The sequence below is a fragment of the Pseudomonas sp. Tul2A7 genome, from assembly GCF_054790505.1.
Window position 1 is genome coordinate 5,036,480 of record NZ_CP186499.1, and the last position, 19,738, is coordinate 5,056,217.

The 19,738-nt window shown below is 53.3% G+C and carries 20 protein-coding genes; 12 read left to right on the forward strand and 8 right to left on the reverse strand.

What is annotated here, in order from left to right; translation table 11 throughout:
* Position 1: 1 nt before the first annotated feature.
* The 3 genes from ACOYXJ_RS22505 to ACOYXJ_RS22515 are packed head-to-tail and all read left to right on the forward strand — an operon-like array spanning position 2 to position 2,793.
* A complete protein-coding gene (locus ACOYXJ_RS22505) occupies positions 2-634 on the forward strand; it encodes a DUF2997 domain-containing protein (protein WP_460371513.1) in 633 nt (210 codons plus the stop codon).
* Positions 635-1,156, forward strand: coding sequence for a 4Fe-4S single cluster domain-containing protein (locus ACOYXJ_RS22510; RefSeq protein WP_150707925.1), 522 nt, complete (start codon positions 635-637; stop codon positions 1,154-1,156). It abuts the gene before it with no gap.
* Positions 1,157-1,182: 26 nt separating this feature from the next.
* A complete protein-coding gene (locus ACOYXJ_RS22515) occupies positions 1,183-2,793 on the forward strand; it encodes an AAA family ATPase (RefSeq protein ID WP_150729040.1) in 1,611 nt (536 codons plus the stop codon).
* A 257-nt stretch (positions 2,794-3,050) separates the two neighbouring features.
* Here the strand turns inward: ACOYXJ_RS22515 and ACOYXJ_RS22520 are convergent, their stop codons facing one another.
* A complete protein-coding gene (locus ACOYXJ_RS22520; RefSeq protein ID WP_460371516.1) occupies positions 3,051-4,910 on the reverse strand; it encodes an ABC transporter ATP-binding protein in 1,860 nt (619 codons plus the stop codon).
* A 235-nt stretch (positions 4,911-5,145) separates the two neighbouring features.
* Between ACOYXJ_RS22520 and ACOYXJ_RS22525 the strand changes: the two genes are divergently transcribed.
* Complete coding sequence (locus ACOYXJ_RS22525; RefSeq protein WP_150795347.1) at positions 5,146-5,340, forward strand: hypothetical protein; 195 nt, start codon at positions 5,146-5,148, stop codon at positions 5,338-5,340.
* Positions 5,341-5,350: 10 nt separating this feature from the next.
* Here the strand turns inward: ACOYXJ_RS22525 and ACOYXJ_RS22530 are convergent, their stop codons facing one another.
* Both ACOYXJ_RS22530 and tspO read right to left on the reverse strand, forming a co-directional pair.
* Positions 5,351-6,337, reverse strand: coding sequence for an alpha/beta hydrolase (locus ACOYXJ_RS22530; RefSeq protein WP_460371518.1), 987 nt, complete (start codon positions 6,335-6,337; stop codon positions 5,351-5,353).
* Complete coding sequence (gene tspO / locus ACOYXJ_RS22535) at positions 6,337-6,777, reverse strand: tryptophan-rich sensory protein TspO (RefSeq protein WP_460371520.1); 441 nt, start codon at positions 6,775-6,777, stop codon at positions 6,337-6,339. The genes ACOYXJ_RS22530 and tspO overlap by 1 nt, the downstream gene beginning before the upstream one ends.
* A 143-nt stretch (positions 6,778-6,920) precedes the next feature.
* On the opposite strand from tspO, the gene ACOYXJ_RS22540 reads away from it, so the two are divergent.
* Positions 6,921-7,187: a hypothetical protein gene (locus tag ACOYXJ_RS22540; protein ID WP_150707931.1), complete on the forward strand. Its 267-nt coding sequence runs from the start codon at positions 6,921-6,923 to the stop codon at positions 7,185-7,187.
* A gap of 118 nt (positions 7,188-7,305) precedes the next feature.
* On the opposite strand, the gene ACOYXJ_RS22545 is transcribed toward ACOYXJ_RS22540, so the two are convergent.
* On the reverse strand, positions 7,306-7,755 hold the full coding sequence (locus ACOYXJ_RS22545; RefSeq protein ID WP_460373002.1) for a GNAT family N-acetyltransferase: 450 nt from the start codon (positions 7,753-7,755) through the stop codon (positions 7,306-7,308).
* A gap of 160 nt (positions 7,756-7,915) precedes the next feature.
* On the opposite strand from ACOYXJ_RS22545, the gene ACOYXJ_RS22550 reads away from it, so the two are divergent.
* Positions 7,916-9,835 (forward strand): tyrosine-protein phosphatase, encoded by a 1,920-nt coding sequence (locus ACOYXJ_RS22550; protein ID WP_460371522.1) that lies wholly within the window; start codon positions 7,916-7,918, stop codon positions 9,833-9,835.
* A 711-nt stretch (positions 9,836-10,546) separates the two neighbouring features.
* Here the strand turns inward: ACOYXJ_RS22550 and ACOYXJ_RS22555 are convergent.
* Complete coding sequence (locus ACOYXJ_RS22555; protein WP_460371524.1) at positions 10,547-11,518, reverse strand: AraC family transcriptional regulator; 972 nt, start codon at positions 11,516-11,518, stop codon at positions 10,547-10,549.
* Positions 11,519-11,784: 266 nt separating this feature from the next.
* Here ACOYXJ_RS22555 and ACOYXJ_RS22560 point away from each other — a divergent pair, with 266 nt between their 5' ends.
* The 3 genes from ACOYXJ_RS22560 to ACOYXJ_RS22570 all read left to right on the forward strand — a co-directional run bounded on the left by ACOYXJ_RS22560 (position 11,785) and on the right by ACOYXJ_RS22570 (position 14,428).
* Positions 11,785-12,588 (forward strand): 2OG-Fe(II) oxygenase, encoded by an 804-nt coding sequence (locus tag ACOYXJ_RS22560; protein ID WP_460371526.1) that lies wholly within the window; start codon positions 11,785-11,787, stop codon positions 12,586-12,588.
* A gap of 311 nt (positions 12,589-12,899) precedes the next feature.
* Entirely contained in the window at positions 12,900-13,313 is a 414-nt protein-coding gene (locus tag ACOYXJ_RS22565) for a DUF3010 family protein (RefSeq protein ID WP_460371528.1), read from the forward strand.
* Positions 13,310-14,428: a protein kinase domain-containing protein gene (locus ACOYXJ_RS22570; protein WP_460371529.1), complete on the forward strand. Its 1,119-nt coding sequence runs from the start codon at positions 13,310-13,312 to the stop codon at positions 14,426-14,428. The genes ACOYXJ_RS22565 and ACOYXJ_RS22570 overlap by 4 nt, the downstream gene beginning before the upstream one ends.
* A 207-nt stretch (positions 14,429-14,635) precedes the next feature.
* Here ACOYXJ_RS22570 and ACOYXJ_RS22575 read toward each other — a convergent pair whose 3' ends face one another.
* Both ACOYXJ_RS22575 and ACOYXJ_RS22580 read right to left on the reverse strand, forming a co-directional pair.
* Positions 14,636-15,247, reverse strand: a complete 612-nt coding sequence (locus tag ACOYXJ_RS22575) for an NADAR family protein (RefSeq protein WP_460371531.1) — start codon at positions 15,245-15,247, stop codon at positions 14,636-14,638.
* 13 nt (positions 15,248-15,260) lie between these two features.
* The gene (locus ACOYXJ_RS22580) at positions 15,261-16,280 is read right to left on the reverse strand and encodes a phosphoribosyltransferase-like protein (RefSeq protein WP_460371533.1); all 1,020 of its coding nucleotides are present in this window, start codon (positions 16,278-16,280) and stop codon (positions 15,261-15,263) included.
* Between the two features lie 431 nt (positions 16,281-16,711).
* On the opposite strand from ACOYXJ_RS22580, the gene ACOYXJ_RS22585 reads away from it, so the two are divergent.
* From ACOYXJ_RS22585 to ACOYXJ_RS22595, 3 genes are read left to right on the forward strand one after another with little or no spacing between them, the layout of a single operon-like run.
* Positions 16,712-17,257, forward strand: coding sequence for a PAAR domain-containing protein (locus ACOYXJ_RS22585; RefSeq protein ID WP_460371535.1), 546 nt, complete (start codon positions 16,712-16,714; stop codon positions 17,255-17,257).
* 10 nt (positions 17,258-17,267) lie between these two features.
* The gene (locus tag ACOYXJ_RS22590; protein WP_460371537.1) at positions 17,268-18,050 is read left to right on the forward strand and encodes a hypothetical protein; all 783 of its coding nucleotides are present in this window, start codon (positions 17,268-17,270) and stop codon (positions 18,048-18,050) included.
* On the forward strand, positions 18,035-18,391 hold the full coding sequence (locus ACOYXJ_RS22595) for a DUF7079 family protein (RefSeq protein WP_460371539.1): 357 nt from the start codon (positions 18,035-18,037) through the stop codon (positions 18,389-18,391). The genes ACOYXJ_RS22590 and ACOYXJ_RS22595 overlap by 16 nt, the downstream gene beginning before the upstream one ends.
* Before the next feature lie 630 nt (positions 18,392-19,021).
* Here the strand turns inward: ACOYXJ_RS22595 and ACOYXJ_RS22600 are convergent.
* Entirely contained in the window at positions 19,022-19,384 is a 363-nt protein-coding gene (locus tag ACOYXJ_RS22600) for a DUF6124 family protein (RefSeq protein WP_123593253.1), read from the reverse strand.
* Positions 19,385-19,738: the final 354 nt, after the last annotated feature.

The following is a 19,738-nucleotide window of genomic DNA, read 5'->3' on the forward strand; positions in this document are numbered from 1 at the left end:
AATGTCGCATTGTACAAAATTTGAGTTTTCTTATGTTAATGAAGAGGCCATTGCCAAAGCTTTCGGCAAGATGGGACTGAGCCCAACGACGGGTCTGGTTTCCATGTTTTCCAGCGACTTCAGTAAAAAAGTGTTGAGCAGAATAGGCTATATGGGCACGCAGCAATTTAGAGCTATTTGCGGCCAAACCGCTGATGGGTTCAATCTGTTTGTTTGCCAAATTGAGGATGGCTCTTACAAACTCCTCATTGAACGGGAGAATGTTTCGGTTAACGATGAGTCGATAATGGCTGAGTTGGCTTTAAGCTTTCAGAAAGCGTACATCAGCGTCGCCATCGATGAAACCATCACGCGCATAGGCGCATCAGGTGTTCCAGCAAGAGTGAAAGAACATTTTCATGGGTTCGAAGTTGAATTCGGATCTAACTACGAATACAGCATTCATGTCACGGTTACCGGCGATCAAGTAACGGAGGAAGTGCGTGGCGTGAAAGGCGACATTTGCACAAAACTTACTGAAGAGCTTGAATCGCTACTGTCCAGGCCTACGGCGGAGCTTGTAACTGAATGGAAGCCGGAATATACCGTAGTCCATGAAGAGCAAACCCTTCAAATTCTCAGCGCGAATTTCTGAATGGACATCAATGTACACCATATGGAGTTGAGCAGCGTTAACGGCCCCGGGTTGCGTTTGACATTATGGGTGCAGGGTTGTGCGCTGAATTGCAAGGGTTGCTTCAACCAGGCCACTCACCCACGCGAAGCGAGTAAGCTGATGCCTGTTCATGAGTTGGCACAGAAGATAAATGCACTGGACATCGCCGGGGTTACCCTCTCAGGGGGAGAACCGCTCGACCAGGCGCCGGCCGTGGAGCAATTGATACATGCCGTCAATGGCGAGAAAAACTGGATACTCTATACAGGCTATACGCCAAAAGAGATATTCCAGGATGAAGCCAAGATTCGAGTTGTCAAAGCCGTAGACTTGACGCTGGCCGGTCGGTATCGGCATAACGCTCAACACCCCTATCAGCACAAGCAGATTATCAAAACCAGCGACAGAGTCGATATTGATTTTTTTAGTAATAGAAGAGTTGTCGAGTTTATTGTTTCAAGTTCTGGCGTTACCAAAACTGGTCTTCCGATGGATGTATAGCTCAGTTCAAATGTAGGGATATAGGTATGAACCGTACCAAGCAGATAACAGATTACCTCAAGGCGCGTTATGCGGTTTTGGTTATTGAAACGTTTGAAGAAGAGCGTGCGCTGAGCGAGATTTCTGCAATCGCCAAAGCGCTTAGCCATCGTTTATTCGTTTGGAACTCGACACTTGGAGTTCAGATAAATGGCGTCGTGGCTGGGGATAAAACCTTTGATTTGAAAGTGGCTTTGGATTTTTGCGAAGAAAAGGCAAAAGAGGAGGGTAGCAAAAATATTTTTGTTTTTTGTGATGCTCATAACTATCTTTCCTCAAACTCAAATCCCGTCTACCGCCGTCGACTTCGAGATCTGGCCATCAATATCCGCGCGCGTGGATATCGAAGCAATTGCATTGTCGTGGCACCCAGTTTTGAAATTGCCAATGATCTGCAAAAGGAAATTACATTAATTGACTTTCCTTTACCGTCAAGGGATGAAGTCAAGGCTCAGATAAATAACTTTGTTGCTTCTTGGCAGGGCAATGACAGCGTCAAGATTGATCTTTCTAGCGAAACCAAAGATAAACTTATTGATGCCGCTTTGGGGCTCACGGCATTGGAAGTTGACAACAGCTTGTCTCGTTCATTGGTATCAAGTCTCAGCATAAATGAAAGTACTGTAAAGGATCTGCTTTCCGAAAAAAGACAAATTATACGCAAGACAGGGATCTTGGAATACATCGACTCAAAGGTAAGCCTTGAGGATGTTGGAGGATTGGCAACTCTTAAGAAGTGGCTTCATTTGCGTAGCCAGTGTTTTGGGCAGGCGGCTAGGGAGTTTGGTGTCGGAACCCCAAAGGGTTTGCTCTTAACTGGAGTTCCTGGTTGCGGTAAGTCTCTAACGGCGAAATGCGTATCGTCGTCATGGAACATGCCCTTATTGCGTTTGGACATGGGCAAAATTTTTCAAGGGGTGGTTGGCTCGTCAGAGTCCAATATTCGTTCCGCCCTGCGTACTGCCGAAGCTATTTCGCCCTGTATCCTATGGATCGATGAAATTGAAAAAGGACTTTCCGGCTCTTCCGGAGGAGCATCGGATGGTGGCACGGCTACCCGCGTATTTGGAACACTGTTGACCTGGATGCAAGAAAAAACGGCACCTGTTTTTGTGTTTGCTACCGCCAACAACATCCACAGCCTACCTCCTGAATTGTTGAGAAAGGGGCGATTCGACGAAATATTTTTCGTTGACTTCCCGTCGACACTAGAAAGAAAGAAGATTCTTGAAATACACCTGAAGAGATTGAAGCGTGATCCGGAAAAATTTGATTTGGATCGATTGTCTGCTCTAGGAGGGGAGGCGAATTTTGGGAAAGATATTGTGCTTTCTGGTGCTGAAATCGAAGCTTGGGTTGGGGATTCGCTGATTGAAGCGTTCGCACGGCGGGCGAATGGTTCTGGAGATGAAAGCGACCTGACGATGGCTGATTTTGAGACGACTATTTCGCGTTTTGTACCCATGAGCAAAATGCGTAAAGACGAGTTCACAAAACTTCGTGATTGGGCGAATCAAAATGCAATTAGCGCTTCGGCTATGGTTGCCGGTCAGAATGATACGGAAGCTCAAATCGGTGGCAGGCAAATTGATTTTTAATCTGTGGTGATACGGCAGCCCGACTGCTTAAACCCTACTAGTGACTCCCCCAAGCGGCTCAGCAGAACCGGGTGGGCCCAGGGAAGAAATGACCGTCTTGACCATCATTTCTTCCCTCGAAACAGAATTTCGAACCGCGAGATCTGGATGTGGATGAGCGGGGTAGCAATCGGCACGCAGCATTCTCTTGTGAGCGACTGCTTCTGGCCGAAAGTCAGCCGCTCACAAGCGACTGTTCCCCCCTCAGTCCGAAACCCTCAAGCCTGATCCATCGCCGCCGCCACACCCTGATCCTCACCCAGAAACCCACCACTCTGATGCTGCCAGAGCCGCGCATAAATGCCGTTCCTGCTCAGCAACTCAGCGTGCGTCCCTTGCTCGATAATCCTCCCCTCGTCCATGACAATCAGTCGATCCATCGCCGCAATCGTCGACAGTCGGTGGGCGATGGCGATAACGGTCTTACCCTGCATCATTTCATCAAGACTTTCCTGAATGGCCACTTCGACTTCCGAGTCGAGCGCGCTGGTAGCTTCGTCGAGCAACAGAATAGGCGCGTTCTTCAGCATCACTCGGGCAATGGCGATGCGTTGACGCTGACCGCCCGACAGCTTGATTCCGCGTTCGCCGACCAGTGTGTCGTAGCCGCTGTGACCTTGTTTGTCGCTGAGTTGGCTGATGAAACCGTCGGCCTGTGCGTTGGCGGCGGCGCGGCGGATGTCTTCGTCAGTGGCGTCCGGGCGGCCGTAGGCGATGTTGTCGCGTATCGAGCGGTGCAGCAGCGACGTGTCCTGGGTGACCATGCCGATCGCGCTGCGCAGACTGTCTTGCGTCACGTGCGCGATGTTTTGCCCGTCGATGCGGATCTCACCGCTGTCGACATCGTAGAAGCGCAGCAGCAGATTGATCAGCGTCGATTTGCCCGCACCGGAGCGGCCGACCAAGCCGATTTTCTCGCCAGCGCGGATGCTCAGGCTCAAATTGTCGAGCACCTGACGTTCGCCGTTGTAGTTGAAATTGACCTTGTCGAACGTCACCGCGCCGCCGGCCGGCACCAGCACGCTGGCGTTCGGCGCATCCTGCACCTTGGGGCCGCGGGTGAGGGTGGCCATGCCATCCTGTACAGTGCCGATGTTTTCGAACAGCGACGTCATCTGCCACATGATCCAGTGCGACATGCCGTTGATGCGCAATGCCATGGCAGTAATCGCCGCCACCGCACCGGTACCAACCTGGCCCAGATGCCAGAGCCACAGGGCATAGCCGCCGGCACCGATAATCAGCCCGACCACCAGCGCCTGATTGACGATTTCGAACTGACTCACCAGACGCATCTGGCGGAAACCGGTGAGCTTGAAATCCTCCATCGCCGCACGCGCAAAATGCGCTTCACGCTTGGAGTGTGAGAACAGTTTCACCGTGGTGATGTTGGTGTAGGCGTCGGCAATGCGCCCGGTCATCGATGATCGCGCATCGGCCTGTTCCTGGCCGACCTTCCCCAGACTCGGCACAAAATAAACCATGGCCAGCCCGAATAACGCGAGCCAGGCAATGAACGGCAGCATCAGTTTCAAGGCAAAACCGCCAGCGAGGGCGATGATCGCAATGAAGTAAACGCCGATGCCCGGTGCGATTTCGATCAGGGTGAACAGGACTTCGCGCACCGCCAGCGCGGTCTGCATGACCTTGGTCGTGACCCGCCCGGAAAACTCATCGGAGAAAAACGAAAGGCTTTGTCGCAGCATCAGCCGATGGAAGTCCCAGCGCAGCCGCAACGGCAGATTGATCGCGAGGATCTGGTGCTGAACCATGGTGCGCAGCGCCACCAGGCCGATGCTGATGAACAACACGATGCCGATGCCCCACAGCACGCGACTTTCTTGCGCGTTGACCCCGCCGCCGGCCTGCCACGTCGAGAGCAGATCGACGACCTGGCCAAGAAAGGAAAACAGCCAGGCTTCGTAGATCGACACACCGGCACTGAGCAGCGCCAGCGCGAGGATATAACCGCGTGCGCCACGTGTGCAGGCCCACAGGAACCGCATCAGGCCAACGGGCGGAGGTGGTGCTTCGTCGGGAGGAAATGGGTCGAGCCGTTGTTCAAACACGCGAAGCATTGTGGTCTCCGAAATCATCAGGGTCAGGGGATTTTGCCACTTAATGGCGGTGTTGCGGGTCTGCGTGTCACTGACTTGTCCCCAACAAGTGTTATCGCCCGGGATCACTGCGGTGCACAACCCCAAGGATCCCGGGTACATGCCGATCAGCTAAGCTGTCTGCTCAGACGACTTGAGCAGTGCACGATGCAGCGAACAAATCCGGTTTCATGTTGGGAGTCGACGGGCAAAGGAAATGTTTAATTTCTTTTTGATGTTCCTGTTCGTGCTGATCCCTACGGCGTCACTTTCACTCGACAGTTATCTTCGCTACCGAGTGGCAAAAAACCAACCGGTGAGCAAGGCGTGGAAGGGCTGCAATCATTTGCTCTCCATCCTGTTGCTCATGCAGTTGCTGGGTTTGGCGCTGTACTTCTTTTACCTCGCCTGAGCCTCAACGGTTACGCCAGTTCGTCAGGCACCTTAACGGCCTCGACACGCGCCGAAATCCATTTCCGGCTGTAGGCCAGCACGCCCTGAGCGATGGCCGTGGGGAAGTGGATAAAGCCATGGGGCGAGGAGGGCAGCATGTACATCTCGACCGGCGCCGATGGCGCCCAACGCTTGGCGATGTCGAGGGTGTCATCGCGCAGCGGATCAAGTTCGCCGGCAAACAGCAGCGCCGGCGGGAAGCCGCTAAAGTCGCCGTACAACGGAGACAGTGGTGGCTGACGGCGCTGCTCGTCAGTCAACTCGGGTGTGAGCAGGCGCAACGCCTCGACCATGCCGGGGCCGTCCAGCACCAGCGTGTCGGCGGGCGCGTTACGTACGCTGGATGTTCCGGTGAGGTCGTAGACGCCGTAATACAGCAATGCGCCGCTGATGCGTTGCAGTAAATCGGGCCATTTTTTCAGCGCCAGCAAGGTCGCCGCCGCCAGATGGCCACCCGCCGATTCACCGACCACTACAACAGGCAGACCGGCAAATTCGGCATCACTCAATACTCCGCGAGTAGCGTTGAGGCAGTCTTGCAGCAGACCTTCAATCGGTGTCGAAACCGCTAGTCGATAATCAACGGAAACCACCGTCACTTCGCAGGTATCGACGATGGCCACGTTGAAATTGTCATCCATCTGCGCATTGCCGATCACCCAGCCGCCACCGTGAAAGTCCAGCACCACGCCTTTCGCCGGGCCCTTGGGGCGGATGATCCGCACGGGTACGCTATCAATCAGCTTGCGCTCAGCCGTCAGGCCAAACTTGCGCAACACCCCTGAGCCGCCAATCTGACTCGCGCGCAACAGCGCCTGAATCAAGCGCGGTGTCATCCGATTGCGGATCTTGAAACGTGGCAGCCAGGCGAGCTTCCTGTTGAAGGCCCTCACCTGCGCCAACTCGCGCTCACCTTGCGGCCACGGTGTTTCACTACCCCAATTGGCACTGGTCATCAGCGGTTCTTGATCAGGATGGAAAAATTCAACGCAGCGGCAACACACAGCCACGCCAGATACGGAAACAGGATCAAGCCAGTGATCAGGTCCAGTTGTATCGCCAGCACCACCATCGCCGCGACCACCAGCCACAACACGGTGAGAATCACCATCGCCGCCAATACCTGATGCGCGCCGAAGAACACCGGCGTCCACAACGTGTTCAGCGCAATCTGCGCCGCCCACAAGGCCAGCACGGTCTGGCTGCCGGGGATCAGGCTCAAGCGATAACCGGCCCAGGCCAGCAGCAGATAGATAATCGTCCAGGCCAGCGGGAACGCCCAGTTCGGCGGGGTGAGGCGGGGTTTGTTCAGCGCTTCGTACCACGGCCCCGGTTTGAACATCACGCCAGTGGTTGCCGCAGCCGCGCAGGCCAGAAGAAAGATAAAGAAGGTCATCGCCAGTCCTTGGCTGAGATCAGCCGGTAAGGGGTTTAAGAAAAGGACGCCCCGGCGCGCGAAAAGTTTGCCATGAATTCCAGATTGGCCTGAGGAGTGATTCAATTTGAACTAAAAATTGACCACTGCGTCAGGATAAACAGTTGCCTTTTCCTACTGACGCGGATGACATCATGTACACCTATCACATCGAATATCGATTCAACGGCGAGCCTCGTACTTTTCTGCTTGAGCTCAAGGAACAGCAGTTGGCCAAGCACGAAGCCGCGATGCATCTGCTGGAGTTACATCTGGGCGACGCGGAAAACGGCCTGCTCATGCCCACCGCAGATTCAACGCCCGAGCAGATCCTCGAACATGCCGAGCGGGTAGGAATAACGGACATCAAGGTAGTCAGCCAAACCAACTGACACCGGTCACTGTGGGAGCGAGCCTGCTCGCGAAAGCGCAGTGCCATCCTGCACATCGGTTGGCTGACACACCGCTATCGCGAGCAGGCTCACTCCTACAGTGGCTCTGCCGCTCAGGTCACAACCTCTTCTGCATGATAATCGTGCGTTCGGCACCGTGATATTCGTCGCGAATTTTGTTGAACCCAAGCGACTGATAAAAACCTTCAGCCGTGATCGAAGCGGGCACGTGCAGCTTTTTCAAACCTTGGCTGACGGCAACAGACTGAAGCTTTTCCATCAACCGCTTACCCAGCCCTTTGCCCTGCCACGCAGGCTCGACAAACACGCTGCGCACCACGTCCTGATCAAGACTGGCGGTTGCCACGACGCGCTGATTGAAGGTCGCCACATAAACCTGACGTCTGACCATCAATGCCAGAATCGCCTGCGGTGAAAAGTTGCGCTGCACTTGCTCGATGATTTGCGCTGAATAATCGCGTCCATTGGACTCATGCAAAGTCCTCACGATGAGTTCACTGATCACCGCCGCATCGTCGCGGGTTGCCGTTCTAATCTGAAAGTCCATTTTCGTTAACCCCTGAGACATTACCTTCTGGCGGATGGACAGATCACGCACCCCACGGCCCAATCGCGCAGCCATTTCCCTTCAAACCAAAACTGTCATATTCAGTATCACTTGCCTACCCATAGTGACCAGCCCAACGCTTAAACAATGAGGCTGCACTGTGTTTCAACGTCTTCTGTGTTCGCTATCCGTACTGAGCCTGTCCATCGCCGCCGCCCATGCTGCCGAGCCTGTGCCGCTCGACACGCCGCGCCTGCAAGGCATGGACAATTTCCGTGATGTCGCCGGCACCACCACCGCGTATTCCACCGCTCACGACGGCACCATGCGCGCTGGCGTGTTCTACCGCGCCAACGCGGTAACTCCGACAGCCTCCGACCTGGCGACCCTCAACAGCCTCGGCATCAAAGCCGTTTACGACCTGCGTACCCCCAGCGAAATCGCCGCGACCCCAGACACAATGATCAGCGGTGCCACCTACCAGAACATCGACATCATCGGCAGCACCACGTCCGGCGCGAACATCACCAATATCTCCTTCAAAAGCGCCGCCGACGCCATCGCCATGATGGAGCAGACCAACCGCGCCTTCGTCAGCGACGCCGGCATGCGCGGCCAGTTCAACAAACTGTTCAACGAACTCGCCAGCGTTGACGCCGCGCAACTGTTCCACTGCACCGCCGGCAAGGATCGCACCGGCTGGACCGCCGCCGTGTTGCAGAGCATTGCCGGCGTCGACAACGCCACCATCATGGCCAACTACCTGGCGACCAACGACTACACCGCCGCCCGCGTCGCCGCCACGCTGAAGGCGCTACCGCCAAGCATGGCCGCCATCTACGAGCCGCTGCTCGGTGTGCAGGCCAGCTACCTTCAGGCCGGCCTCGATGAAGTCTCCGCGCAATACGGCAGCATGGATAACTACCTGAAACAAGGCCTCGGCCTGTCGCAAGAAACCATTTACGTGTTGCGCGGCAAACTGGTCGAATACAACAGCCTCCCAGGCCAGGCCGGGTTGATCGGCAACGCCGCCGCTGGCGCCGAATTGCTTCGCGAATTGCAGAACACCAACCTGTCCGGCACCTACAGCGCCTACAACTACTACCTGCAATCGGCCATCGACGCCGGCACCCTCGGCGGTGTTGAATCCCAGGTCGGCGGCCAGGTACACGCCGACGCCGCCAGCTACCTGCTGCGCCAAAACGCGATGATCGAACAAGCCGCCGCGCCATTCGCCAGCGGCAGCGACCTCAAGGTCGGCCAATATCGCCTCTGGACCACCGCGCTCGCCAGCTACCTCGGCACCGACGGCTCGGCCCACGCCGAAAGCAGCAACGAACACAGCCAAGGCCTGATGGTCGGCGTCACCCAACGCTTCAGCGAACAACTCAGCGCACGCGGCGGTTTTGGCTACAGCAAAGGCACTGTTGGCGGCGCGGGTGGCGAAGCCGACACCGACTTCACTTTCCTCAATGTCGGCGCCCGCTACGGCTTCACCAGCCTCGAAAAAGGCCTGTTCCTCGACGCCAACGCCAGCGCCGGCTACATCGACTACGACAGCAAACGCGACCTCGGCGGCGGCCTCGGCACAGCGAAAGGCAACAGCCACGGCAACCTCTCCGGCGCCACTGTCGCCCTCGGCTACCGCGCCCCGGTCAACGGCATGACCTTCGAACCAAGCCTAGGCTTGCGCGTCAGCCACCTCGACCTCAACAGCTTCAAAGAGAAGGGCAGCGAACTGGCGCTCGACGTCGACGACAACAGCGCCACCCGCCGCAGCGCTGTCGCCAACCTCAACGTAGGTTTTGCCCCGGTGACGATGGGCGCATGGCAACTGGTGCCGGGCGTACAAGTGGGTTACGAACGCACACTGGGCGACAACCAGGTCAACAGCCAAAGCCACCTGCTGGGTCTCGACATCGAACAACGCGCCGCCTTCGACAACCGCGACCAATTTAGCGGCGGCGTCAACCTCATGGCCAGCCTCGGCGCCCTGAGCCTGGGCGCAGAAGTCGGCGCCAATGGCGGCGGCGACAGCCACGGCTTCAACGGCGGCCTCAAGGCCAGCTACGCGTTCTAAAACAAAACGGGGTCAAGGAAGGACGACCCCATCCAACAAACACCCCAAAACCCAATGTGGGAGCGAGCTTGCTCGCGAAAGCGCCAGACCAGTCAACATCAAATCGACTGACCCACCGCATTCGCGAGCAAGCCCGCTCCCACACATTTGATTCCATCCAATAGCAGCCAATCAAAAGCCCCTCACCCTAACCCTCTCCCGAAGGAAGAGGGGACTGACCGCGTGGATTGGAAGAGTTACACCGACGTGGCATACCGAGTCGAGCTCAAATTTTGAAAAGCCCACCAATCGGCTCCCTCTCCCTCGGGAGAGGGCTGGGCGGGCGGCGTTCCGATGAGGGGCAGCCCACCACAAAACCTGCGAGTGTCCCTTGCGCTTGTATATGAAGTTGTGGGAGAGGGGATTGACCGAGGCGTCTTGCGTCATGCATCGACCTGAAAGATCGAGGCGATTATGGATTCAAAGCAAGACTCTCAGGTCGGTGTAGATCTTCAATATCCCCGGCTCGGTTCCCTCTCCTTGGGGAGAGGGCCAGGGTGAGGGGAAAGCAGTTACCGCAAAATCAACTGGCCAACTCGGTCAAACGCCTCCGCGCCCACTCCTCGATCAACCGCGCCGGCGTGCCATCCCCACGCTTAGCGACCCATCGGCGCGGTGCGACGTTTAGCTAAATCTTCTCACCACAAGTCACCTTGCAAACCTGCCACCCAATCACCCCCGAGCCCGCAACTCCGCCGGACTCACCCCATAAGCCCCCTGAAAATACCGACAAAACCGCCCCACATTACTAAACCCGAACCGCAACGCCACCTCCGTCACCGACCCCGAACCCCGCTGCTTCAACACCTCATAAGCCCGCTCCAGCCGCACCTGCCGCTGATACGCCACAATCGACATCCCGACAAACCGCCGAAACCCTTCCTGCAACGCCCTCTGACTCACATGACTCAACCGCGCCAGATCCACACCACTGACCAACTGCTCCGGATGCGCCTGAATAAACTCCACCGCCAACTTCACATGCCGCGGCGCCACCATCGCCGTCGGCCGCCGCAACGCCTCGGAAAAGTTGTGCGGCCAAGCCTCCAGCACCGCATCAATTAACATCTCGCGCAACCGCGACGGCATCAACGTCCCGCTGTTGATCAGCAAATCAAACTCAGTGCCTGTGGCCAGATCAATCAACGCCTTGATCCCCTGAAACTCTGCCGTCTCAAGATCCACGCTCGGCTCAAAAACGATCTTCTGCAGAATCGGTTTATCCAACAGCGCCGACAACCGCTCGGTGAGCTGGTGACGATTGATCGACATGCCGTGATGCGCGTGATCATCAAAGAAACGCATCGAACGGATATCCGCCTTATCAATCGCCAGCCCAACGTGCGACACACCGATAGACTCGGTGGCATGGTTGAAAACGATCTTGCCAGCAGTGGGAATGACGAACGTGATCTCATCCTGTGGATCGGGGAAGGCAACGGTGAAATCACCGTGATAATGCATCCGCCGAAAACTCACGCCATCGTGCCGACCGTAGACCCCGCCAATAATGATGTTCGACGGCAGCGGCGGATTGTCGGCATAACGATTGCCAAACAATCGGGAAAACAGTGCACCGAAGTCGTCCGAACGGAGGTTGTCGGAGCGCAGAATGATTTGCTGGCGAACGGGAGTCGGAAACACCTTGGCGGCACCTTCGGTTGGGGGCTCTAGAGCAGGGATGAAGGGTAGGGCGCCGAGGAGGTTAGCAGAGGAAATATGACCGGTCTGTGACAGCCGGAAACATGCCGTAACACCGCCGCGCCACGTTTAAGCAAAGGACACTCGGCAGCCAATCGCCGACATGGCAACCTGCTCGCCACTGTACTCAGCAAGCAAACACAGGCACCGCGCCAAACCCCCAGCCCCTGTTTGCCCAGCCCTGAAAGCCCAAAATCATCGGAGCGGCAATGCAAGCCAACACACAAACACTCCCCATCACCCTGTCCCCGGAACTCGACTTCGACCAAAACGCCGCCAGCGCTTTCGGCGAATCGCTGACCCACGAATACACCCAGGCCACGCCATTCCCGCACATCGTCATCGACAACTACCTGCAAGCCGACGTCATCGCCAGCATCCGCGAACACTTCCCGGTCGAACCGACCAACAACGAACAAATCTACGAGCGCGGCTACAAAGGCCAACTCAAACGCCAGATCAGCCCCAACGCCTGCAGCCCTTACCTGAAGAACGTCTTCAACACCCTCAACTCCGCCCCCATGCTGGAATTCCTCGAAAAACTCACCGGTATTCAAGGGCTGATTCCCGATCCGTATTTCGCCGGTGGCGGCCTGCACGAAACCAAAACCGGTGGCTTCCTCGGCGTGCACTCGGATTTTCGGCTGAACAAAAAACTCAACGTTGAGCGACGGCTGAACGTGATCATTTACCTGACCGAGGACTGGCAGGAGGCGTACGGCGGCAACCTGGAGCTTTGGGATGTGGGGATGAAGAAATGCCTGAAGAAGGTGCTGCCGGTTTATAACCGCTGTGTGATTTTTAATACGGACAAGGACAGTAACCATGGGCATCCGGAGCCGTTGACTACGCCGGAGCACATTACTCGGCGGTCGATTGCGCTTTATTACTACACGGCGAGTGGGGTGGGTGGGGAGCCGGGGCAGAGGAATAAAACGCACTATAAGCCGCGGCCGAAGGATCGGTGGAGTTTGAAGTACTACTTGAATAAATTGTTTAAGAAAAAGGGGTGAGGAGGCTGCGTAATCAGGGAAGCAGCCGTTTTTTTGGACTGAGTGGTCAATCGCTGCCATTCACGAAGGGCTGCTTTCGGCCAAAAGCGGACATAGCGGTCAACAAAATTGGAGGAGATTCACAATGCGCCGTGTTCGCTATTCGAACAAATGCGGGCGGTCGACTTTGTTATACATCGACTCAACGCTGGGCGAGTTGCCTCGCTGAGATGGAGGAAGCCCCGTTGTTGATGGTGGCGTTTTGCTTCGCGCCCCCTTATGCTGGCGCTGAAGATTAATAGAAATTTTAGAAACTGTGAAATGGAGTTTAAATGGTCGTCATTGGAGTGCTTTTAAAGGGACATCAAGCCCGCATTGTAACCCTATCGGGCACAAGAGATTCACATGTGTTGAAATCTCCAAAGTTCGACAAACTAGAACTGCCACAGTATCCTACTCAGGATGACGTAGAGGTTTTTGTGCAAGCTATTCATGCTCATTGCGTGAAGGAAGGTGTCGACAAAGTTGTAATTAATAAGAGGAATGTCTCCGGCATAGGTGCTGGTGGCGCTGGCACGTTTTTAATAGAGGGTGTATTGCTTGCGGTATGTAAGGCTGTAATCGAACCAAGTCATTTGAAAACTATCGTAGCTACAAATAAAAATTTTGCGCACCTTAAGGTTGAGAGACCTGGTACCAAGGATTTAGGCGTGGCTTATGATCTCGCCTTCGAGGGTTTGGCGTGATATCGGCCACTATCGATTTGGCTGGCCTGCCAAAAGAGGCTCAACAGGCACTGAGGCAATTTCCCGAATTTGTAATTAGCAATTTTAATGATTCGGGCGCTAACGGCTTTGTGATGATGGGTCGTCATCAGGTTCTAAACAAAGATGTAGCAATTAAAATTTATTATCACGAAAAGGGGCAGATTGATCAGGAACCAGCACTTGTTTCCAAGGTTTTACACGATAACGTACTAAAAGTTTACGATGCTCGTAAGTTAGACGATACCTGCTCGTACTATATGATGCCTGTGGCAAATGAAGGAGATCTTGCGGGTTTTCTGGGGAAGTATTTCATTTCTCTGCATTTATCTCATAAGCTCCTGTGTCAGTTGTTGTCAGGGCTCTCGGCGCTCCACGCTCCTGGTATTTCCTTGGTTCATCGTGACTTGAAGCCAGAAAATCTTCTTATTCATGATGACGTATTATCCATCGCTGACTTTGGCTCGGTACGAAGGCTAGGTGATGATGGCAAAGCACCTGCCTCCAGACACAGCATATTATATCGACCTGCAGAGGCGTTCGGAAATGACGCTTTTTTTGACTCATCTTCAGACGTTTATCAGGCTGGTATGGTCGGTTATCTGTTGTTCGGCGGTAAGCTTACAAATGATCTTCTAGAATACCTGACGGAAAAAGATTTGTTAGGACTGGCTGAAGTGCGTAAAACAGGCGGCCAGTTCGAAGAGTCCCGCTTTGTCGATGAGTGCTTAGAGCGTCGAATTAAGAAAAATACTTTGCTGGATTGGAATAGTTTACCTCGTTATGTGCCAGTTTCACTTGTTAAGATTCTGAAGAAGGCTACAAAGCCTCACGGTCAGCGCTACCCAAGCGTCAGCGAATTTTTAGCAGCTCTTGCTCGCGCTAAGAAAGGTTTGCCAGATTGGATTGACACCGTCGACGGACCAATGTTGTGTAATTGGAGGAAACTGGATTATCTAATCTCTGAAAACAAGGAAGGTTACTGTATAAAAAAAGGAAAAGCGGGTGGCGGATCCCTTCGTAATGATAATAGCTTCCCTACCGGAGAGTTTTTAAAGGTTTTCGAGGATCTTAAAAACAAGCTCGGTTTTCCCTAAGTTGTTTGCACGATGATAATGTAACTTAAATTGCCTCTGGCTAGAGTTTGCGCTTTAAATCTTCTGTTTTTTTAACGGCGTCTCGCTCAGCAAGCTGTGTCCCTCGGCAGTTTTGCTAAGGTAGCTCCACGCTCAATCAGACTTGACTTCAATGAGCGAAGTAGATCGAGAGCAGTTGAGCCTAATTTCGTATCTGAGAAGTCGGGCTCAGAACAGTGAATCTCTACCAAGAGACCCTAGCTTCCCCATTCTGCTAACGGTTGATATTTCCTGACCTAAAAAAAGAAAATTATCTACCTCCGGAGGAGGAACACTATCTATAATCTCGCCGGCCCTTGCTATCTCTCTAAGCTCCATCAGCAGTCGCCCAAGTACATTAGCCCCAACCAATGTACTATTATTTTCTGGGACTGCCCCCCAAAACTTATCTTTCCTTGATTGTTCGACGATTGGTAGGTCTTGTGTTTCGAGAAGAAGCGTTGAGAACCTATCCCAATTCTGCACAATTTTACAGGTTAAGCACCACTTCATTATTCTAACCCGCATCCTGAGCCAGTCGACGCGGCTTTGATCTAAGTATGGCTTACTAACCATCTTAGCAGTCATCGGGCTATTTTTAGAGATGATTAATCTCTGCACATCCGGCAAATGAGGAAAACGGCATGACTGATACAATGCCTCAGACGTAAGCACTACAGTGTCATTGATTACTATAGGATATCCGGCGGCCATATTCGAAAGACCGCCAAACAGATCCTTGGTCTTCAAAAAAACGACACTACTTTCACGCTCGTAGGTTCGTATCGCAATTTTCCTCATATCAGATCAACCTCTAGAAATCATCAAACATACGCCGAAGTGCCGCATCCGCGTTGGTGGAGCGAGGGAATAGAGGGTGCCATGGATCACCGACCCACAACGCCAAAGGCGCGTTATTGGGGCAGTTTCTGTAAGTCACAACCATCGTTCCAAAACCTAATGTATCTAAGTTACTAAATCCTAAGGGCCTATGTGCAGTTTTTAGATTCGGACAAATAGATCTAATGTACGCCCCTTTAATCAAAAACTGTTGCTCTAGAAGATGCCTGCCTGCTTCGGAAGAAAAATATTGAAGCTTACCTGTGCTTCCTGGCACCCGATATACCGGCTCGAACTTCATGCCTTCGATATATGCTTTCACCAACCCATCATCAGAGCCCGTAATAGGCCGCAATACATCGCTTACATTATTATAGTACTTTCTATCTTCAGGCTTAACCGAATATCCCCAATTCAGCTTGATTTGCTTTCCGCTTTGCCCAATAACCTCCAGCAGCTTTTTATTTGTTATGAAATATCCATACTCATGCAGAACCATTATGCAGACCCATAGGGTGCATTTTGTCGGAGCAGAGTCTCTGATCCAAGAGCTTATATCTGAAAAAACGCGACTACCTGAGCATAGCATATCATCCATGTAATAGTAGGCAGGCGCACCTACAGAATTTACCGCGGGGGCTACTCCGAATTTTTCAGAGATTTTAGAAGAAATCAGCTCATTTAAATCGTGCTGACTATTCCCACCTTTTTGGATTTCTAGCAAGGAAGCACTTTTCCAATACTGAGCAGGATCATTTCCAACGAAATGTGGATTTTCTACAAGATTTGCAAACTCGGCAATGACCTTAGCCTTAGAAAAATAACTTTTCTCTAAAACACCCACCAATTCTTTCAGGACATTTAGAGCCGAGTCCTCAGGAAATTGAGACAACCATTTTTCGACGTGCTCTACATCAGGTGGAAGTCTATCATGTGCTCTGTAATCGCTAATAATGACCAGTAAACGCTGGATTAAAGCCGCTCGCTCATTCATGTAGATCTCACTTCCAGTTGTGAAAAGAGCCACTATATTGCCACTGCTTCAGCTTCCGTGGTAGCCAGGTTTTTGTACGAAAAGTGCCTGAGCGACGATCATGCTGCGTTTAAAACAGGCTCGAAAATGCTCATTTACAGCCAGTAAACTCCGCTTCCTCGCTTGTTTTTGCCTTGCCTGATCGCCGCCCGGAGACTTTTCGTACAAAGCCTAGACACTTTTGAGCGGCTGCGTTTGGCCGATTGCTGCCCGTGAATGCAATCAGAGGCAGCCTTTCCCATTCGAGTTGTGACGTCTCGATTCAAATGCTGATCAGCCAATGCGTGCGGCTATTGGAGGGCGTTAGGCTACGCCCACCAGCCCATAGATTTTTAACAAGTGACCTGTTCTGGTAGCTTACGACGCTCACAAGGATTTGACAGGAGGTCATAGTGACTAAGCCAGCAGCGCGTAAGAGTGATCCATACAGGTGCCCATTGCCAGGGCACGGCACCAACCCTATTTCGGTCGGGTCTCCCGACGTGTTTTTCGACGGACTGGCTGCGGCTCGGCAAGGTGACGTGTGCACATGCGGGAGTGCGCTTGCATCTGGGCTGTCTTCGACTGTATTCATCAATGGTAAGAATGCCGCAACCATCGATACGGGTGGCGCTCACGGCGGCGTCGTTGTTGGCGGGTCGGGGACGGTGATAATCGGTGATACCCATTCGCCCTGTGAGTTTGTTCCTCCTGCGCCGTTAGCGGGGTATGCGCGTTGGATCGGCTTCAGAATACCTGCGGACGAGAGCTACGAAGGCCTATCCTGCACCGCGCATTTTGATGACGGCTCATCGTTGCCCGGTGTATTTGATAAAGACAATGCCATTAAATTTTCGAACCTATCGGGGAAGGCGTGCGTGATGCTCCAATTTGAAGAGCAAGCATCCGAAGAAGCGGCATCTCTCACCGAAAGTCTATTGAATTCTATTCTGGGATAAGGACCATCCTATGACAGAGCCGTACATCGTCACTGGCAGCTATGTCGTCCAGCGAGAGCACGCCTTGCAAGACTCGCCTCTTGATCGAGCTTTAGAGCTGATGGAGGGCTCCGCGCTGCGGTTTTCACTGGATGCGATATCTGATGAAAAAACTCGAGCGAGCTATATCAAGAACATCCAGCGCATGTCTCAGCAAACACGCGATGACGTGAAAGCTGGAAAGATTACGGCGCAAGAGGGAGTGAAGTTCAGTCATGAGATGCGCAACAAAATCATGGTTGAGCATCGCAAATTCACCTCTGCGCAGGGGCTGGCAATCGCCCAGAGGAAGAAAAAAAGTGGGTCGGAGCTCAAAACGCTTTTAAATATGTACTCTGAAAACTTATTTCAAAAGAGCTACGACAGCCTTTCGGAAGTAGAGAAGAACAAAGTCCATTACACCATTCTGGAATCTTCGGGCCGAGATAATGCCAAGTTCTCGGCCGGTACAAAAAAAATGCTGATCATGGGCAAGCTCGGTGTTGTTGTGACGGCGGCTCTGGCGACATATCAGATATTGAATGCTGAAAACAAACCTAAGGAAGCTGCGCGCCAAGGAATCATTGTCGGTGCTGGGGCATTTGGTGGGATTCTAGCGGGATTGGGCGTCAGCGCATTTTGCGGACCTGGTGCTCCCATTTGTGCAATCGCAGTGGTTTTTGCTGGAACAGTCGCAGGCGGTGTTGCAGGCGAAGCTGTTGCGACCTCATTGGATGAAGAGCTTGAGGAGTTCACGCATTGGGACATCTTCTGACTGAGCCACAACTGACAAAGGTCAGAGCGGCACTCTCCGAGCCATTCAACGATTTTCCGGTCGAATATGACTATCTGGCGAGAAAGGTCAGAGGCGTCGACCCTGACATTCTTTACGAAATTCTCTATTCAGAGGTCGCACCGGTTTGCTTCACCAATCTTGTGGCCGCAGTACCCCCGGTATGGACAGGTTTCGATCCTGACATACTCAGAGAGTCGATAGAGGAAAGGTTGGCTGCGAGAAAACGTAATTGGTTTCGTCGGCAGTTCGATAAGGTGTTGGTGCGCTGGCTGAAATACAACTACGCCTATATTTGGAAGGAAATCGCCAGCAGATTGTGATCCAGAATGCTTCAAGGCCTCCGCTTGGTGAACCTTGAAGACTGGCGACCACCGCAGCTGCTTTTTCAAGCAAAAGGCAGCCTCCATCGGAAAGAGTGGGAGATCACGAGATGCTGCGTGGAGCTGAGAACAGTGAGATGTTGCGGGAATACTACGAGATTCTGGTTACTCCAGAGGCCAAGCACGCGCTCTTGTAAATGATTGGATGGGCATCAACGCTGAAAGACTATGACTGCTTTCCAGGCTCGCACGGATACATCAAGGATTTTCGTTTCTTGCGCGATGACGACTGCGATTTTGCATTCATTCCGAACCAAAAGTGGATGTTGTTCTACTTCAGAAAGCCGTGCCTCCGTCTCCAAAAATTTTCGCGTGAGGAAATTTTTGGAAGAATTCCCGACGTAAAAGAGAATGCAATCGGAGAGTTTACTGTCAGGCTTAAAAGTATGAGCGACGTCATGCGCTTAGCTAGTTACATCGAAAGTTAGATGCGATCACGGTGATATTTATTCGGTTGCATCAGTCGCCTCCGAACAGCCAGCCGCAATGGGCCGAAATCGGTCGTTGTGTTCATTTTTTTTCAGTTTTCTCCGGTATGGCGGCCTAATCGCCGCCATAGTCGGGGGCCGGTTACTCCGTCGGCACTACGTTATCCAACGCCCGATTCACCGCCAACTCTCCAAGCATCACCACCTGCGCAATGCCTTGCAGTGTCTTGCGTGCCGGTCCGTGAACCAGACTGATCACATCCCCAAGCATCACCGAAGCCGAGCCGAGTGATTCGCTGGCATTCACCAGCAGTTCTTCAGTCTTGGTTTTCGGATTGGCGATAAACATCGTGTTGGTTTGGTACGGGGTGGCCATGATTTCGGGGGCCGGGCCGAGGTAATGGGAGAGGGCACGATCCACGGCTTCGTTGAATTTCTTTGCGTCGGGGGTTTCGTCGCCCGCGATCGGATCTGTTTCGGGCGGATTCGGCGTAATTTTGAACATAGATGAAACTCCAGGATGAAAAATGGAGCCATCACTTTCGCTACCAAACGAGGGTGGTGGCCAAACGCAGGTTGGTAGACCGGTCACCTGGATACCCGGCGCGTCCGAAGACGCCCTACGCATGGCCACCATAAACAGCGGACGAAGACGTCCGTGCAAATAGATCTGCGATGCGACAGGTATGCCGGGCTACCAAACCCGATCACTGCTATTCAGTGACCGACCCACAATAGAACCCGCATCCAAGGCGCACAAGCCGGCGGATTCTGGCGTAGTCGTAGGCAACGGCGCAAGGCGTTGTAGGTTGGGATGACGTAACTTGGGGTGTCTTTAAACAAAGTCCAGGAATTGCTT

Excerpts from the sequence above, each read along its gene's own strand:
- ACOYXJ_RS22505 (WP_460371513.1), top strand. The coding sequence starts at position 2 with ATGTCGCATTGTACAAAATTTGAGTTTTCTTATGTTAATGAAGAGGCC.
- ACOYXJ_RS22510 (WP_150707925.1), top strand. The coding sequence starts at position 635 with ATGGACATCAATGTACACCATATGGAGTTGAGCAGCGTTAACGGCCCC.
- ACOYXJ_RS22515 (WP_150729040.1), top strand. The coding sequence starts at position 1,183 with ATGAACCGTACCAAGCAGATAACAGATTACCTCAAGGCGCGTTATGCG.
- ACOYXJ_RS22520 (WP_460371516.1), bottom strand. The coding sequence starts at position 4,910 with ATGCTTCGCGTGTTTGAACAACGGCTCGACCCATTTCCTCCCGACGAA.
- ACOYXJ_RS22525 (WP_150795347.1), top strand. The coding sequence starts at position 5,146 with ATGTTTAATTTCTTTTTGATGTTCCTGTTCGTGCTGATCCCTACGGCG.
- ACOYXJ_RS22530 (WP_460371518.1), bottom strand. The coding sequence starts at position 6,337 with ATGACCAGTGCCAATTGGGGTAGTGAAACACCGTGGCCGCAAGGTGAG.
- tspO (WP_460371520.1), bottom strand. The coding sequence starts at position 6,777 with ATGACCTTCTTTATCTTTCTTCTGGCCTGCGCGGCTGCGGCAACCACT.
- ACOYXJ_RS22545 (WP_460373002.1), bottom strand. The coding sequence starts at position 7,755 with ATGGACTTTCAGATTAGAACGGCAACCCGCGACGATGCGGCGGTGATC.
- ACOYXJ_RS22560 (WP_460371526.1), top strand. The coding sequence starts at position 11,785 with ATGCAAGCCAACACACAAACACTCCCCATCACCCTGTCCCCGGAACTC.
- ACOYXJ_RS22565 (WP_460371528.1), top strand. The coding sequence starts at position 12,900 with ATGGTCGTCATTGGAGTGCTTTTAAAGGGACATCAAGCCCGCATTGTA.
- ACOYXJ_RS22575 (WP_460371531.1), bottom strand. The coding sequence starts at position 15,247 with ATGAGGAAAATTGCGATACGAACCTACGAGCGTGAAAGTAGTGTCGTT.
- ACOYXJ_RS22580 (WP_460371533.1), bottom strand. The coding sequence starts at position 16,280 with ATGAATGAGCGAGCGGCTTTAATCCAGCGTTTACTGGTCATTATTAGC.
- ACOYXJ_RS22590 (WP_460371537.1), top strand. The coding sequence starts at position 17,268 with ATGACAGAGCCGTACATCGTCACTGGCAGCTATGTCGTCCAGCGAGAG.
- ACOYXJ_RS22600 (WP_123593253.1), bottom strand. The coding sequence starts at position 19,384 with ATGTTCAAAATTACGCCGAATCCGCCCGAAACAGATCCGATCGCGGGC.